15 protein-coding genes are annotated in these 16,220 nt (G+C 61.4%); 12 read left to right on the top strand and 3 right to left on the bottom strand.

Annotated elements, in window-relative coordinates; genetic code table 11:
- Positions 1–14 precede the first annotated feature (14 nt).
- From AC1RBA_RS20820 to AC1RBA_RS20800, 5 genes are read left to right on the top strand one after another with little or no spacing between them, the layout of a single operon-like run.
- Positions 15–1,082 carry a hypothetical protein gene (locus tag AC1RBA_RS20820; RefSeq protein WP_121670523.1) on the top strand — a complete coding sequence of 356 codons (1,068 nt, stop codon included), beginning with the start codon at positions 15–17 and terminating at the stop codon, positions 1,080–1,082.
- The gene (locus AC1RBA_RS20815) at positions 1,000–1,536 is read left to right on the top strand and encodes a hypothetical protein (protein ID WP_139143095.1); all 537 of its coding nucleotides are present in this window, start codon (positions 1,000–1,002) and stop codon (positions 1,534–1,536) included. The genes AC1RBA_RS20820 and AC1RBA_RS20815 overlap by 83 nt, the downstream gene beginning before the upstream one ends.
- Before the next feature lie 13 nt (positions 1,537–1,549).
- Positions 1,550–2,047, top strand: coding sequence for a hypothetical protein (locus AC1RBA_RS20810; RefSeq protein ID WP_139143094.1), 498 nt, complete (start codon positions 1,550–1,552; stop codon positions 2,045–2,047).
- Positions 2,022–2,546 carry a hypothetical protein gene (locus tag AC1RBA_RS20805; RefSeq protein ID WP_492419726.1) on the top strand — a complete coding sequence of 175 codons (525 nt, stop codon included), beginning with the start codon at positions 2,022–2,024 and terminating at the stop codon, positions 2,544–2,546. Before AC1RBA_RS20810 ends, AC1RBA_RS20805 begins: the two co-directional genes overlap by 26 nt.
- A 13-nt stretch (positions 2,547–2,559) precedes the next feature.
- Entirely contained in the window at positions 2,560–3,063 is a 504-nt protein-coding gene (locus AC1RBA_RS20800; RefSeq protein ID WP_492402257.1) for a hypothetical protein, read from the top strand.
- Between the two features lie 42 nt (positions 3,064–3,105).
- On the opposite strand, the gene AC1RBA_RS20795 is transcribed toward AC1RBA_RS20800, so the two are convergent.
- The 3 genes from AC1RBA_RS20795 to ada all read right to left on the bottom strand — a co-directional run bounded on the left by AC1RBA_RS20795 (position 3,106) and on the right by ada (position 6,598).
- Complete coding sequence (locus AC1RBA_RS20795) at positions 3,106–4,782, bottom strand: mechanosensitive ion channel family protein (RefSeq protein WP_492419725.1); 1,677 nt, start codon at positions 4,780–4,782, stop codon at positions 3,106–3,108.
- A 74-nt stretch (positions 4,783–4,856) separates the two neighbouring features.
- Positions 4,857–5,546, bottom strand: coding sequence for a 2OG-Fe(II) oxygenase (locus tag AC1RBA_RS20790; RefSeq protein WP_492419724.1), 690 nt, complete (start codon positions 5,544–5,546; stop codon positions 4,857–4,859).
- Positions 5,543–6,598, bottom strand: a complete 1,056-nt coding sequence (gene ada / locus AC1RBA_RS20785) for a bifunctional DNA-binding transcriptional regulator/O6-methylguanine-DNA methyltransferase Ada (protein ID WP_070224302.1) — start codon at positions 6,596–6,598, stop codon at positions 5,543–5,545. Before ada ends, AC1RBA_RS20790 begins: the two co-directional genes overlap by 4 nt.
- 180 nt (positions 6,599–6,778) lie before the next feature.
- Between ada and hutC the strand changes: the two genes are divergently transcribed.
- The 7 genes from hutC to AC1RBA_RS20750 all read left to right on the top strand — a co-directional run bounded on the left by hutC (position 6,779) and on the right by AC1RBA_RS20750 (position 16,197).
- A complete protein-coding gene (gene hutC, locus AC1RBA_RS20780) occupies positions 6,779–7,498 on the top strand; it encodes a histidine utilization transcriptional repressor HutC (protein WP_070224202.1) in 720 nt (239 codons plus the stop codon).
- A gap of 331 nt (positions 7,499–7,829) precedes the next feature.
- Positions 7,830–11,153 (top strand): PAS domain-containing hybrid sensor histidine kinase/response regulator, encoded by a 3,324-nt coding sequence (locus AC1RBA_RS20775; RefSeq protein WP_070224301.1) that lies wholly within the window; start codon positions 7,830–7,832, stop codon positions 11,151–11,153.
- A gap of 73 nt (positions 11,154–11,226) precedes the next feature.
- The gene (locus tag AC1RBA_RS20770; RefSeq protein WP_070224201.1) at positions 11,227–11,685 is read left to right on the top strand and encodes a response regulator; all 459 of its coding nucleotides are present in this window, start codon (positions 11,227–11,229) and stop codon (positions 11,683–11,685) included.
- Between the two features lie 314 nt (positions 11,686–11,999).
- Positions 12,000–12,326: a thioredoxin TrxA gene (trxA, locus tag AC1RBA_RS20765; RefSeq protein WP_070224200.1), complete on the top strand. Its 327-nt coding sequence runs from the start codon at positions 12,000–12,002 to the stop codon at positions 12,324–12,326.
- A 155-nt stretch (positions 12,327–12,481) separates the two neighbouring features.
- On the top strand, positions 12,482–13,744 hold the full coding sequence (gene rho, locus AC1RBA_RS20760; protein ID WP_034746249.1) for a transcription termination factor Rho: 1,263 nt from the start codon (positions 12,482–12,484) through the stop codon (positions 13,742–13,744).
- 306 nt (positions 13,745–14,050) lie between these two features.
- Positions 14,051–14,320, top strand: coding sequence for a type B 50S ribosomal protein L31 (locus tag AC1RBA_RS20755; RefSeq protein WP_034746247.1), 270 nt, complete (start codon positions 14,051–14,053; stop codon positions 14,318–14,320).
- Between the two features lie 152 nt (positions 14,321–14,472).
- A complete protein-coding gene (locus AC1RBA_RS20750; RefSeq protein ID WP_070311644.1) occupies positions 14,473–16,197 on the top strand; it encodes an ArnT family glycosyltransferase in 1,725 nt (574 codons plus the stop codon).
- Positions 16,198–16,220 lie beyond the last annotated feature (23 nt).

Raw genomic sequence — 16,220 nt, 5'->3', positions numbered from 1 at the left:
ATCGCGGAGGTTCCATGGCCAGGCACCATGTCATCAGCACCACCGCGTGCGACGTGTTCTTCAAGCTCGTGGCCCATCAAAAGAAAAGCCTGGGCGCGCGCTTCGACAGCATGATCGTCACCTTCAGCGCCGACGGCCAGCCCGTGCTGGGCGCCACCCTGCGCAACGCGACAAGCGGCTGCGAACTGCACCGCCTGGCCGGCCAGCCCGACGAATGCTGGTGCTGCGGCTACGACGAACAGCTGGAATTCGTCTCGCAAAACAAGGTGCCGCTGGCCCACGCCGACTACCGGCTCACCTTGAGCAATGGCGAAACGTGGACGGGCACGACGGATGCGAAGGGACGCACGGGGCGCATCGCCAGCAAGCGGGAAGAGCAAATAACGATGGTGGAGTTTTTCCCACAAGAAGACAGCCTTCCCTGCTGCTCCGCTGCACCTGCCCCTGTGGCGCCAACGGCGATCATACTTGAGCTACAAGACGTAAAAACAACCGACAAGGATATCGATACATCAGTAAAACAGGTAAAAATCGATAGCATTGCTCGCCCGCTTACCCAGGGTGAAATAGACATGGCATGGATGATTTTCGAGGATGCCGTCGACTATAGCAAAGTCAAAATTCACAAGAGGCCTTATCTATGGCTGTTCCAACCAAAAAACACTGCCATGACACCCAATGGGGAAATGTACTTTCATGAGTCGAGATTTCTGGACGATTTTTCCAATGCAGATAATACCGAGCGTCATTGGTTCATTCATGAAATGGTCCATGTTTGGCAATATCAACTGAAATATCCGGTGGCAATGCGTGGAGCATTCAGAATAGGACTGGACTACAAGTACGTTTTGTCGTCCCAAAAAAAATTAGCCGACTACAACATGGAGGCACAAGGAGACTTGTTAGCCGACTACTACGCATTGAAATACTTAAAGGATTCCTCCGCAATGCGCCAGGAGCAATATGCTAATGACCAAGCAGTTTATGAAGAGGTACTCAATGATTTTTTCATCAATAGAAAAAGTGAAAAGAATTTACCTGGCGGGTATATCGAGCGTACTCCTCTCGTCGACATACCTTGATGCGGGTGCAACATCACGCATCGCCGATGCTGAAATCAATTCAGTGAATGGCACGCCCTGCTTCACAATCTCACAAACGGAAGAGAAACGTAACGGTCAGCCACTCCTGGGGGCACTCAGTATTTCAGACCTGTCAGTAAAACCGGCTACCAAAGTATGGAGCTATGTGATGACCGGAGGAAGAAAAATTCCGCTTTCATCAAAAATCTGCCTTCTCTATGGCGATATTCCACAGGGCGTAAATGGCACGCCTGCCCCTGAACTGCAAACCGGGCGGGTTTACAGCGTCTTCTTGAATGGGCGTCCAGATGATCCTTCCGACCCGACCTATGGCTACAGAGGGAAATTCTGTATCGTTGCCACGCCCGCTGGTGAACGAAAAATCATCGCCATTGGCAGCGACACGCCCGCGTGGAAACAGGATAGTTGCCCGGAGCATTCGCTCATCAGATAGTGCGAGGATCGCCATGCCATATTGTCACACACTGTTATTTCTACTTGCCGCACTGGCGGCTATCGATGCCTCGGCGTGGTCGCGCATCGCTGATGCCCACATTCACTCTGTCAACGGCATGCCGTGCTTTTCCATTACAAAAAAAGAAGAGGCACGCAATGGCACACCAATGCTCGGGGCATTGATCGTTTCCGATCTGTCCGTTCAACCCGTCAAGAAGGTATGGTCTTTCTCTGCACCTCCAGATTGGCCTATTCCAATCCATGCAGATTCGTGCATTCGTTATGGAGATTTGCCCCCTACTGCTACAGGAATTAAACCAAAAATTCTTATTCCAGGACATTTCTATAGCGTATTTCTGAATGGCCGCCCTAAAGATCCGTCCGATCCAACCTATGGTTACCAAGGAAAATTCTGCGTGAGAACTACGGCTGCTGGCGGCCAGCAAATCATTCCCGTCAACAGCGACATGCAGGCCTGGATCGATGAAGTCTGCCCAACGCCCCGCTAGCATCAATCCAACGCTGTTCATACTGCTCGCGCTCTCAAGTATGAACGGCTACGCGCGCTCACGCATGGCCGATGCCGAAGTTACCTCGATCAATGGCGTGCCCTGCTTTAGCATTTCCAAACAGGAAGAGAGGCGCAACGGCCAGCCCTTCCTCGGCGCCTTGAGCGTGTCCGACGTGACGGTCAAGCCAACGAGGGAAATATGGGGGTTTCTCATGACGGACGGTAAGAAAATTCCGCTGTCTTCAACAAATTGCATTACCTATGGGAATATTCCGGCACATGCCGACGCCGTGCCCGCGCCTGAATTGAAGACCGGCAGGGTGTACGAGGTATTTCTGAATGGCAGGCCAGCCGATCCTGCCGATCCAACCTATGGATATGTGGCAAAGTTCTGTCTCGTACAGCAGGTCTCTGCCAAGCCACGCCTCGTCGTCATCAAAAGCGATACACAGGCCTGGATGGATGATACGTGCCCAGCCAGAAATTCTTCCCGATAACGCAAGGCATGCCATGAATCATCGCCACCTTATTCTTTGTCTGCTGGCGACCTTGACGAGCATGGATGCCTCGGCGTGGTCGCGCATGGGCACTGCCGCCGTCATGACTGAGGCTGGCCTTCCCTGCTTCAAAATTGCCAGCGAAGAGGAACGCTCAAGGGGGCCTGTCAGCCTGAAGATGCTGACGATCAGCACACCTGGGCCGAATGGCTGGAAAGATGTATGGACGGTCATGTTTCCCAATGCCTCGTTTGGCGATCCCAGCTATCGTCTGCCAAACAAGGGATGCGTGCGCTATGGCAAGGCTCCCGAGGGGGCAGAGAGCAGCGCTGCCGCGCCGCTGGTGGCGGGAAAAGTGTATGGCGTATCCTTCCTGGGAAGGCCGCCATCCGCGTCCGATCCCACTTCGCGCTACTCCGCAGATTTCTGCCTGCTCGCGGCACCCGCCGGGGGATTCCAAGTGATTCAGCTGACAAATGGCAAGAATACCTGCGCTCCCGAGGAAAAACCAAGATAGCGCGTGCCATTGCATCCGTCACGCACAGACCACGCCTCGCGTTCAAAACTTGGGCGGAACCACCTCAATCGATTCCTCCCCCCGCTTCGCCGGCGCCCTGAACCATTCACCGGGCGGCACCACGTGCGATTCTTTCGGGTCGTCGATGTAGTGCGGCGAGGTGATCTGCACGTCGAACTCGTTGAAGACGTCGATGATGTTCTGGTGCAAGCGGTTCAGCACTTCGGCGCGTTGGCGGGGGACTTCGGCGCTGGCGTAGGCGACGAGGCGGTATTGCACGTAGTAATCTTGCAGGGCCAGCTGCATCACGTACGGTTTCGGCGTGGTCGACAGTTCCGTTGTGCGCGACGCTGCCAGTTCCAGCATGGCGTGCACTTGCCGCCACGGCGTGGCGTAGCCGATGGTGACGGTGGAGTCGAGCACGAAGCCGCCGCCGGGCTGGGCGCGCGAATAATTCTTGGTCGTTTGCGACATCACCCAGGCGTTCGGCAAGGCGACCTCCTCGCCCAGGCCCGTGCGCAGGCGCGTCTCGAACATGCCCAACTCGACCACCGTGCCCTCGCAGTCACCCACGCGCACATATTCGCCCTTGCGCAGGGCGCGCGTGTACATCAGGATCAGGCCGCTGGCGCCCTGGCCCACGATGCTCGACGCGCCGATCGACACCATCAAGCCCACCAGCACGGACAGCCCCTGGAAAGCGGCCGTGTGCGAACCGGGCAAATACGGATACGCCATGGCCAGCGCGAACAGCCAGATCACCACGCTGGCGATGCGGCGCGTGGGCAGGGCCGTGTCCTTGTCGAGCCAGCCGATCTGCAATTCGCCGCTTTCCACGCGCTTGAACAGCGAAGCGGCCGTGGCGGCGATCAGGCGCGCGATGGCGAAGATCACGCACACCAGCACCAGCCCAGGCAAGGCACCGATGATGGCGTGAAAGACGTCGGCCGCCACGTCGAACAGGTAGCCGCTCAGACTTTCGCCCCAGGAGCGCGTGTAAGGCAGGCGACCCAGCACGAAGGCGGCCCACAGATACGTGGCCATCAGACGCAAGCCCCACAGCACGGCGCTGAGCAACTGATACGCGAAGGCGATGTAGTGTTCGGCGTCGAGCACGCGCACATTTTTCAGGCGCACGTCGCGCAGGCGCGAAGCGAGCAGGATGCCGCTGCGGCGCTTGGCCCAGCGGTACAAGCGCGTCAAGCCCATCCACACCAGCCAGAACACGAGCGTGGCGGCCGCGCACACGGCGGCGGCGATCGCCAGGTAGCGCCAACTGCCCTGTTCGCGATAGTCAAACACGGCCTTGCTCAACTCGCCGGCGGCCGTTTTCGCCACGCTTTCCGTCGTGTCACCGGCCAGCAAGTTGACGTCGCCAGGCACGACGACGAACAGCTGCACGCCATCGAGCAGCACTTGCGTGCCTTCTGGAATCATGCGCGTGCTCGCCTGCAAGGGACCGTTTTTCGCCAGCACGCTTTCCAGGCGGCGCTGCGCGCCGATGGCCCGTTCATCGGGCGGATAGCCGGCCAGCGCGGCGCGGAAGACGAATACCTTGCGGTTGGCAAACATCAATGGCGCCGTCTTGACGGGGGCGGCCTGCGACGGCGCGATGGCGGTCGCGGCTTCCGCAACGAGCGAGGATGCGCCATCGTCCGCATGGGCTGCGGGCAGCAGGAAGATGGTCAACAGGCACAACAGGCGGAGCAACGCGGACATGGCAACAGTGAAAAGTGACAGGGAGTAACCATCATGCCATGTAATTGCGGAAACTCAAGCGCCGCACCTACCGTTCAGCTCGCATCATGAAAAATGATGCCCAGGGTGTGGCGCATGCCCGAGCGCAGGCGCGACACGCCATGGCGCATGTTGACGCGGTAACTGCCGCGCGTGCCGTTGACGGGGCGCTGCGCCACGGGAAAGATCACGGCGTCGCCCTGCATCAAGGGCACGACCTCCAAGCGCGACTGCATGCGCGGGCGCTGCTCCGTCAGCACGAACTCGCCGCCCGTGAAATCGTCCTGCGGGCGCGACAGCAGCACGGCCAGCTGCAGCGGAAACACGTGCTCGCCATACAGGTCCTGGTGCAGGCAGTTGTAATCGCCTTCGCGGTAGCGCAGCAGCAAGGGCGTGGGCCGCGTTTGCCCCGCCGCATGGCAGCGCGCGAGGAAATCGGCGTGGCTGGAGGGAAAGCGCGTCTCCAGACCCATGCTGGCGTGCCAGCGGTTGGCAATCGCCGCCAGCGGTCCGTACAGCTGTTCGCGCAGGCCAGCCACCACATCGGGCAGCGGATGCGCCCAATACTGGTACTCGCCCTGTCCAAAGCCATGGCGCTGCATCACCACACGGCTGCGAAAGCGCGACGCATCGTCATACTGCGCTGCCAGCGCCGCGCACTGCGCAGGATTGAGCAAGCCCGGCACGACGGCGCAGCCATATTGATTCAGCTCATCCTCGATCTGCCGCCAATCGAGCGCCCTCACCGTTCGCCCTCGCGTTCCAGCAGCGCCTGCTTGCGTTCCACGCCCCAGCGGTAACCGGACAAGGCGCCATCGTTGCGCACCACCCTGTGGCAGGGGATGGCGACGGCCAGGGCATTGGCGGCGCAGGCGCCCGCCACGGCGCGCGCGCCTTTCGGCGCGCCGATGCGGCGGGCCAGCTCGGCATAGCTGACCGTGCTGCCGGCGGGAATTTCGCGCAAGGCTTGCCAGACGCGCTGCTGGAACACGGTGCCGCGCACGTCCAGCGGCAAGTCCAGTCCGATCGCCGGCGCCTCGACCAGGCCCACCACCTGCGCCACCGTCTGTTCATAGTCAGGCTCGGCGCCGCGCAGCTCGGCTTGCGGAAAGCGGTCCTGCAAGTCGCGCAGCAGCAGTTCCGGGTCGTCGTCGATCAAAATGGCGCAGATGCCCTTGTCCGTGCTGGCCACGAGGATGGCGCCCAGCGAACAGGCGCCGATGGCAAAGCGGATCACGGCGCCGCTGCCGCCGGCACGGAATGCGCCCGGCGTCATGCCCAGCAAGCCGGGCGTGGCGGCATACAGACGGCCGCTGGAGTTGAAGCCGGCCGCATATAACGTTTCCGTGACGTTCGCCGCGCCTTGCAAGCCGGCCTTCAGGCGCTCGCCGCGCCGCGCCGCCGCGTAGGCTTTCGGCGTGATGCCCGTGTGCGCCTTGAAGACGCGGTGGAAGTGAAAGCGGCTCATGCCGGCCGCCTGCGCCAGCGCGTCCAGGTCGGGCAGCTCGTCGCTGGCGTCGATCAAACGGCAGATGTCGGCCACGATGGCCGCCTGGCGCTGGGCCAGCGGCGGCAAGTTCGGCTTGCAGCGCAGGCAGGGGCGGAAACCGGCCGCCTCCGCCTGCTCGCACGTGGCGTGAAAAGCCACGTTGCGGCGCAAGGCGGGACGCGCCGCGCAGGAAGGGCGGCAATACACGCCCGTCGTGCGCACCGAGTAATAAAAGACGCCGTCGGCATCGGGCGCGCGCCGCTGCAGGGCGTCCCAGCGTTCATCGTCAGTCAGGTAAGCGTGTTCCATGGCGAACTCCGTGCAAATCAATAATAAGTCACCAGCATAGCCAGCACCCGCGCGCGCCACACTCCGGCGCTTGCTTTTGAATTCAAAAAAGGCTGGCGGCGCCTGCCTTGCTCGGTGCTAAAATCGGCCATCGCGCCTCCAGCCGGCGGCGCGCCCTGCCCGCGCCCCGGAGAAACCGCATTGGACGATCATACTACCCAGGAAAATACGCCCATTTTCCAGCGCATCAAGGATTTTCTGCTGGCCGGCATCGCCGCCGGGCGCTGGAAGGAAGGCGACGTGATTCCCTCCGAGCAAGCCCTCGTGAAACAATTCGGCGTCTCGCGCATGACGGTCAACCGCGCCGTGCGCGAACTGACCAGCGAACAGGTGCTGACGCGGCGCCAGGGTTCCGGCACCTATGTGGCGCAGCAAAAATACCAGGCGACCTTGTTGGAAATCAAGAGTATCGCCGATGAAGTGCGGGCGCGCGGACATATCCACCGCAGCAGCCTGCAATTGCTGGAACGTACGAAAGCCTCGGATTTGCTGGCCAAGCAATTCGGCCTGCCGCCGGAACACCCGCTGTTCCACTCGCTGATCGTGCATTTTGAAAACGGCGTGCCGATCCAGGTGGAAGACCGCTGGGTCAACCCCGAGTGCGCGCCCGACTACATGACGCAGGATTTTTCCAGCATCACGCCGAACGAATACCTGATGGCCGCCGCGCCCCTGCAAGGCGCCACCTACAGCATCGAAGCGCTGTCGGCGCCGCGCGACATCGCCGAAATGCTGGCCATCGACACGAAACAGGCGTGCCTGGTCCTGCGCCGCCAGACGCGCTCGGGCGGCAAGATCGCCTCGATCGCCACCATGTGGCATCCCGGACACCGCTATCAGTTTGCCGGAAGTTTCACCTAAAGGCTATCGCCTCGATTGAGTAGCACGATTTCGCGCCGACTTTCTCTCAGATTCTCACCAAATCGCGAAAAAAACAGCCATTCCGGGGCAAAAAAAATCCCGTTTTGGCTGTTTCAGAACTTAAATACCCCGAGCAAATATTCGATGCTATAGTTGCCGCCAGAAAGCGCCGCAGGCGTTTATTTGAGCGCGCATCATGCACTGTCAGCCCAGTTCCATCATGCCCCAGAAAGGGATGCATTTGTCGTATTGCAGCCACACGAGTTTCAGCGCATCACGCCGACGGCGCCCTGCGCTGCATCGTCTCGCTCATACGATGCTGGCGGCAGGCATGACGCTTTCCTTGCCGGTGCAGGCGGCGGTACACGGCATGGCGCCAACATTGCTATGGCCTTACGCTGCCGCCAGCGCCACCGCCCTGGCGGGAGTGGCTTGCTGGCAAGCCTGGCGGCTGCGGCAACAGTTGCGCCGCCTGCTGCTGCCCGCGCATGCCCTGGCCGAACAGGACGCCGGGCAAGCCTTGCGCGGCGCGGCCATGGCTGGCTGGACCTGGCGGCGACAGGCCGACCGGCTGCAGTTCGCGCCCCAGTACCAGGACGTGCTGGGCGACAAAAGCGCCAGGCTCGACCATGCACTGGACGAGTGGCTGGCCGAAGTGCACCGCGACGACCGCGCGCGCCTGAGCCTGGCCTTTCGCCAGCATCTGGATGGCCAGGCGCCCGGCACCTTCAATTGCGAATTCCGCTTGCGCCACAGCGACGGCCACTGGCGCTGGCTGCTGGCGCGCGGCGCCGTGCTGACACGCGCCTCGGATGGCGCCGCCACGCAGGCCAGCGGCATCGTCTGCGATATCAGCGAACGCAAACAGGATGAGCAATCGCGCATGCGCTCGATGCTGGAAGCGGCACCCGAAGCCATGCTGGTGGCCGACGTCGAAGGCAAGGTGCACTACGCCAACCAGATCGGCGCGCGCTGCTTCGGCTATCCGCTGGCCGAATTGACGGGCATGTCGTTGGAGCAATTGGTACCGGAAAGCACGGCCAGCCACTCCGTGGGCGACCCGCAAGCGCGGCACAGCCTGCCGGGCAGGGTGATGATGGCGCGCCGCCGCGACGGCACGCACTTCCCGGCCAAGGTCAGCCTGTCGCCGCTGCGCATGGCCGGGCAAGTATTTTCCATCGTCTCGCTGCGCGACATGACGCAGCGGCAACGCGCCGAGGAAGCGCTGCACGCCAGTTCCGAACGCTACCGCCTGATCGTGCAGACGGCCGCCGAAGGCATCTGGATGACGGATGCGGATGGCAAGACCACCTTCGTCAACCCAAAGATGGCGCACATGCTCGGCTACACGGTGCAGGAAATGCTGGGCCGTCCCCTGCTCGACTTCATGGACCGCGACAGCCAGCTGCTGATGCAGCGCCGCCTGGCCAGCCACGGCAGTGCCGCCAGCCAGCCGGACCAGGTGGATTTCCGCTTCTTCCGCAAGGATCAGTCGAGCCTGTGGGGCTTGCTGTCGAGCACCAGCATCCAGTCGGACAACGGCGAGCCGGGCGGCACCCTGGCGATGATCACCGACATCACGGAGCGGCGCCAGGCGTCGATCGCCCTGTCGAACTCGAGCCAGCGCATGGCGTCCGTGTTCGGCGCCGTGACGAACGGGCTGGTGGTGCAGGACAGCCACGGCCACATACTGGAAAGCAATGCCGCTGCCGAGCGCATGCTGGCGGCCAGTCCGGCCGGCAACAGCCTGTGGCAAGCGATCCACGAAGACGGTTCCCCCTTCGACCAGCGCAGCCATCCCGTGCACATCACCCTGTCGACGGGTGTCGCCATGCGCGACGTGCTGATGGGTGTGCAACAGCCCGACGGCAGCCTGTCGTGGCTGTCCGTAAATACCGAGGCCATCCGCGATGAATACGGCAAGGTGGGCATGGTGGTGGCCAGCCTGACGGACATCACGTATCACAAGCGCAGCGAGAGCGCCTTGCGCGAACTCAATGAACATCTGGAAGAGCGCGTGGCGCAGCGCACGGAGCAGCTAGACCAGGCCAAGCAGGTGGCCGAAGAAGCGAGCCTGGCGAAGGGGCAATTCCTGGCCAACATGAGCCATGAAATCCGCACGCCGATGAATGGCGTGATCGGCATGGCGTATCTGGCCCTGAAAACGGACCTGGAACCGCGCCAGCGCGATTACCTGGAAAAAATCCGTTTTGCCGGCGAACACTTGCTGGGCATCATCGACGACATTCTCGACATTTCGAAAATCGAGGCGGGCAAGCTGGAAATCGAGCGCGTCAACTTCAGTTTCGACCACGTCGTGCAAACGCTGATGACGGTAGTGGCGCCGCGCGCCGCCGGCAAGAACCTGGAGTTGCTGTTTGAAATCGACCCGCAATTGCCGGCCGTGCTCGTGGGCGACCCGCTGCGCCTGGGACAAGTGCTGATCAACTACGCCAATAACGCCATCAAGTTCAGCGAACAGGGCAGCATCACCGTGAAGGTGCGCAAGGTGGTGGCAGACGCCAGGCACTGCCTGGTGCGCTTTGAAGTATGCGACCACGGCATCGGCCTGTCGCAGGATGAAATGAGCAAGCTGTTCCAGTCCTTCCAGCAGGCCGACACGTCCACCACGCGCGAATATGGCGGCACGGGCCTGGGCCTGGCCATCTGCAAGCAGCTGGCGCAGCTGATGGGCGGCGACGTGGGCGTCGACAGCCGTCCCGGCGCCGGCAGCACCTTCTGGTTCACAGCCAACCTGGGCATTTCCGACCAGGCGGCGCCCGCCATGCTCGACAGCATGGTGCAGACGGCGGCGGCCATGCGCGCCAGCGCCGACGCGGCCCTGGTGATGCGCACGCTCAAGCATGCGCGCATTCTGCTGGTGGAAGACAACACGTTTAATCAGCAGGTGGCACTGGAATTGCTGGAAGAAGCGGGCGCCTCCGTCTGTCTGGCCAACAATGGCGAGGAAGCGCTCGACCTGCTGCGCCAGACGCAGTTCGACTGCGTGCTGATGGACGTGCAGATGCCGCTGATGGATGGCTTGCAGGCGACGCGCCACATCCGCGCCGACCCGCAGCTGGCGCACCTGCGCGTGCTGGCCATGACGGCCACGGCAACCAGCGAAGACCGCGTGCGCTGCCTGGACGCGGGCATGGACGATTTCATTTCCAAGCCCATCCAGCCGGCCATGATGTACCAGACCATCGCCAGCTGGCTGCCGGCGCGCGACACGCCCCCGCCACCGGCGCGCAGCCGCGCCGCACCCGCCTTCAAGACGACGCTGGCGGGCGACCCGCAGGTGATCGACCTGTCGATCCTGGCCAAGCTGCTCGGTTACAACCCGGAAAAGGTGCGCAAATTCGCCTTCAAGTTCCTGCAGACGACGCAGGATGGCTTTGGCGACATCGATGCGGCCCTGGCGCGCGGCGACGTGCACCAGGTGCGCGAACTGGGACACCGCATCAAGTCGTCGGCGCGCACCGTGGGTGCCCTGGGACTGGCCGAGCTGTGCCACAACCTGGAAACCCTGGCGCCGGGCGAAGCGGCCGACGAGGCAGAACGGGCCCGGCACATCGTCGCGCGCCTGTGGCCCCTGCTGGAACAGATTACCGAACAAATCATGAATAACACCAGCTTTGCCAATGACGATTAGCTACCGCCAAATTCCGTTAAGGCAAGGTATCGGCATCGACAGCGATGCAGCATATCAATAGGAAGACAGGACGATGACTACTGTATCAAACCAAGCAAGCCGGGAACACAGCGAAGCAGGCCTGGCGCCATTGCGCGTATTGCTGCTGGACGACGACGTTTTCATGCTCGACGTGCTCAGCGACATGCTCGAGCAGATGGGCCCGTTCGACATCCGCTGCGAGTCGCACAGCGAACAGGCGCTGGCCACTCTGAAGCAGCACCAGCCCGACCTGCTGATTTGCGACCTGTCCATGCCCGATATCGACGGCATCGAATTTTTGCGCATGGCGGCTGAAAACGGCTTTCGCGGCGGCGTAGTACTGCTGTCGGGACTGCATTCGGCCGTGCGCCTGGCGGCCGAACGCCTGGCCATGGCCAACGGCCTGCATATATTAGGCACCTTCCGCAAGCCGATGGAAAGCGCGGAATTGCAGCTCATGGTGAACTTGCAACTGCAGCACACGGCGCGTCAGGCCGGCGCGCAAGCCTGAGCGCGGAGCCAGGCCGGGAGGCGGGACACGGCGCCGCAAGCCAGCAGGCATGCGGCTTTGCCGCCCTGGCGGCACGCGCTGGAGCGATATGCTGGCGATATGCCTCAAGTTTTTCTGCAATAATCGCCACGCTTTGAAAAAATGGGTTATTATTTCAGCCATCCCCGCCTGCATACCTCTGGTCGCACCTTCCAAGAACATTGAATTTGTGCCCATTGCCCCCATCTTCTCACTGCATTCCAGGAAGCATGGATGGCGAACCAGCGTATGGTGAATTCCAGGCATTATTGATCCCACCCTCATTTGAGGAAAATATGAGCGAAAATATCAAACACATTAGCGATGCATCTTTTGAAGCAGACGTCCTGAAATCCGAGTTGCCAGTACTGGTCGACTTCTGGGCAGAATGGTGCGGTCCCTGCAAGGCCATCGCCCCGATCCTGGAAGAAGTGGCCAAGGAATACGCCGGCCGCATCGTGATCGCCAAGATGGACGTGGACGCCAACCAGGCGGTACCTGCCAAGTTCGGCATCCGCGGCATCCCGACCCTGATCCTGTTCAAGGATGGTGCTGCAGCTGCTCAAAAAGTGGGCGCCATGGCCAAGGGCCAGTTGACCGCTTTCGTCGACAGCAACATTTAATGTATGATGGGCAGCGCTGCGCCCGCAGCGCCGCCTGACTGGATAGACCGGGAAGCGGCTTTGCCTCATTCGTGCACAGCCTTCCCCAATAATTAATCAACGCCACGCAGTCCCCTCCCCTACCTTTACATCCCGTCTCGGGACACTCAACACATATGCATTTATCCGAACTAAAGGCCCTACACGTATCCGCCCTGCTTGAGATGGCGATCGGTCTTGACATTGACAACGCAGCCCGCTTGCGCAAACAGGAGCTGATGTTCGCTATCCTGAAAAAACGCGCCAAGTCCGGCGAACAGATTTTTGGCGACGGCGCCCTGGAAGTGCTGCCTGACGGCTTCGGCTTCCTGCGCTCGCCTGACGCCAGCTACATGGCGTCCACCGACGATATTTACATCTCCCCTTCGCAAATCCGCCGCTTCAATCTGCACACCGGCGATTCGATCGAAGGCGAGGTACGGACCCCGAAAGATGGCGAACGCTATTTCGCACTGGTCAAAGTCGACAAGGTCAACGGCGAATCGCCGGAGATGTCGAAACACCGCATCCTGTTTGAAAACCTGACGCCGCTGCACCCGAACGAGCCGCTGCGCCTGGAACGTGAAATGAATGGCCAGGAAAACATCACCGGCCGCATCATCGACCTGATCGCCCCGATCGGCAAAGGCCAGCGCGGCTTGCTGGTGGCGTCGCCGAAATCCGGCAAATCCGTAATCCTGCAGCACATCGCCCATGCGATCACGGCCAACCACCCGGATATCACCCTGATCGTGCTGCTGATTGACGAACGTCCGGAAGAAGTGACCGAAATGCAACGCTCGGTACGCGGCGAAGTCGTCGCCTCGACCTTCGACGAGCCGGCCACGCGCCACGTGCAAGTGGCCGAGATGGTGCTGGAAAAAGCCAAGCGCCTGGTCGAAATGAAAAAAGACGTGGTCATCCTGCTCGACTCGATCACCCGCCTGGCACGCGCCTACAATACCGTCATCCCTGCCTCGGGCAAGGTCCTGACCGGCGGTGTCGACGCGAACGCGCTGCAACGTCCAAAACGCTTCTTCGGCGCCGCGCGCAATATCGAAGAAGGCGGCTCGCTGACCATCATCGCCACGGCGCTGATCGAAACGGGTTCGCGCATGGATGACGTGATCTTTGAGGAATTCAAGGGTACCGGCAACATGGAAGTGCATCTGGAACGCCGTTTGGCCGAAAAACGCGTCTACCCGGCAATCAACCTGAACAAATCGGGTACCCGCCGCGAAGAACTGCTGATCAAGCCGAACGAGCTGCAAAAAATCTGGATCCTGCGTAAGTTGCTGTACTCGATGGACGAGATCGAGGCGATGGAGTTCATTCTCGACAAGATGAAGGCGACCAAAAACAACGCCGAATTCTTCGACATGATGCGCCGGGGCGGCTAAATTCCCCTGCCGTGTATCGTAGGTCGGATTAGGCCCGCAGGGCTGCAATCCGACAACATTGTTGGCGAAGACGGTGGTGTTGTCGGATTACGCGCTAGCGCGCTAATCCGACCTACGTTGCGCCCGGCGTAAGCACACGCGATCATGCAAAGCCGCTCATTGAGCGGCTTTTTTATTGCCTGCGCCCCGAAAGCGCTATATAATCGACGGTTGCATTATTTTAAACCTGGCAAGTGATCGGCAATCGGGTCAAGAAGCAGGACGACCGACGAAGTGCTGTTTGGCTACCAAACTAGAGAGAAGACCATGAAAGTCGATACCCATCCAGAATACCGCGAAGTTGTTTTCCACGATCTGTCGTGCGATTTCAAATTCGTTACCCGCTCGACCATCCAAACCCGCGAAAAAATCACCCACGACGGTAAAGAATACCCGCTGGTGAAGATCGAGGTTTCGGCTGAATCGCACCCATTCTTCACGGGCAAGCACAAAATCGTCGATACCGCCGGTCGCGTCGAGAAGTTCCGTCAGAAGTTCGGTTCGGTTGGTTCGAAAACCGCAGTCGCAGCAGGCTGATTTTTGCCGCTTTGCGGCAAAACAGGGCAGCTCCGGCTGCCAGAGAAAAGGCAGCCACGGCTGCCTTTTTTGTCTTTGGCCGCTTTACTTTATACTCGCGCATACCCGACGCCATTCGTCGCGTCTTGCCACTATTCTGATACCGATTATCGATGAAGCCAGTCCGCCTTCCCGCCGCTGCCACACTCGCGCTGCCACGATGGGCCTTGTTTGCGCTCGGCCTGCTGTACATCCTGCCTGGCCTGATCGGCCGCGAACCGTGGAAGAACGATGATGCCGCCAGTTTCGGCATCATGTGGACCATGGCGCATGGCGGCCTGAACGACTGGCTGTGGCCCAACATCGCCGGCCTGTCGCTGCTCGATGAAGGCCCGCTGGCCTTCTGGCTGGGCGCCATCTTCATCAAGCTGTTCGGCTGGATTGACGGCGACGTCTTTGGCGCGCGCATGTCGACCATCGGCATCTTCGTCGTCAGCACCCTGTCCGTCTGGTACACCGCCTTCAACCTGGGCCGGCGCAACGACGCCCAGCCGCTGCGCCTGGCCTTCGGTGGCCAACCCGAGCCGGACGATTTCGGCCGCACCCTGGCCGATGCCGCCGTGCTCATCTACCTGGGCTGCCTGGGCCTGCTGCAGCACAGCCACGACATCACGGCCGAAGCGCTGTACGTGTCCCTGATGGCCTATTTGCTGTACCGCGCCGTGCGCTACGTGGAAGGCCCGTCCGTGCGCAATGCGGCCCTGCTGGGCCTGGCGCTGGGCGGCCTGACCCTCGCGCGCGGCTGGATCACGCCGGCGGCGCTGAGCATCGCCTTGCTGCTGTGCACCGTCTTCCTGCGCCTGCCGCTGCTGCGCAGCGTGCGCCACCTGGCGCTGGCCATCCTGATCGGCATCGCGCTGACCCTGGTCTGGCTGTTGCCGGGCGAACTGCTGCAGCCATACGGCCATTCGCCGCTGCAAGCGTGGATGGAATGGAATTGCCGCCAGTTCAGCGCCCCCAGCCTGAAGAGCCTGCAATACTTCTGGCGTGTGGGTATCTGGTTCTTCTGGCCCGCCTGGCCGTTCGCCGCCTGGGCCGTGTATGCCTGGCGCCGCCAGCACCACGTGCTGCACATCGTCGTGCCGCTGACCTTTGTCGCCATGCTGGCCATCCTGGGCCTGTGCCATCCCGATCCCGACCCCAGCCAGCTGCTGCCGCTGCTGCCGCCGCTGGCCGTGATGGCCGCGTTCGGCTTGCTGACCATGAAACGGGGCGCCATCAACGCCATCGACTGGTTCTCCGTGATGGTGCTGACCATCTGCGCCCTCGCACTGTGGCTGTTCTGGTTCGCCATCCTGACGGGCTGGCCGCCGAAACTGTCGCATAACGCCCTGAAACTCATGCCAGGTTTCAAGCCCGAACTGGACTTGCTGGCCTTCTTCGTCGCCGCCTGCGCCAGCGCGGGCTGGGTGGCGCTGGTGCACTGGCGCATCTCGCGCCAGCCAGCCGTGCTGTGGCGCGCCGTGGTGCTGTCGTCCGGCGGCCTGATCCTGATCTGGGTGCTGATCATGACCCTGTTCCTGCCGCCGCTGAACTACAGCAAGAGCTACGCCAGCGTCGCGCACCAGATTTCCGTCCACCTGCCGCCGGGCACTACTTGCATCAACAGCAATGTCGGCGCCGCCCAGCGCGCCTCGTTCGCCTACTACGGCCACCTGCCGTTTGCCAATGTGGGCCAACAGCATTGCGACGTGTTCTTGTTGCAAGACAGCATTAAAGTTCCGGATAACAAGGAAAAGCTGCCGGAACACCACGGTGCGGACTGGATCAAGCTGTGGGAAGGACGCCGCCCCACGGATGACGTGGAACGCTTCCGCCTGTACCAGCGCGTCAGATAAACAGCAAAAAACCGGGCCAGCCC

Source organism: Janthinobacterium sp. GW823-FHT03B06 (assembly GCF_058796955.1).
This window is presented reverse-complemented; position numbering and strand designations above follow the sequence as displayed.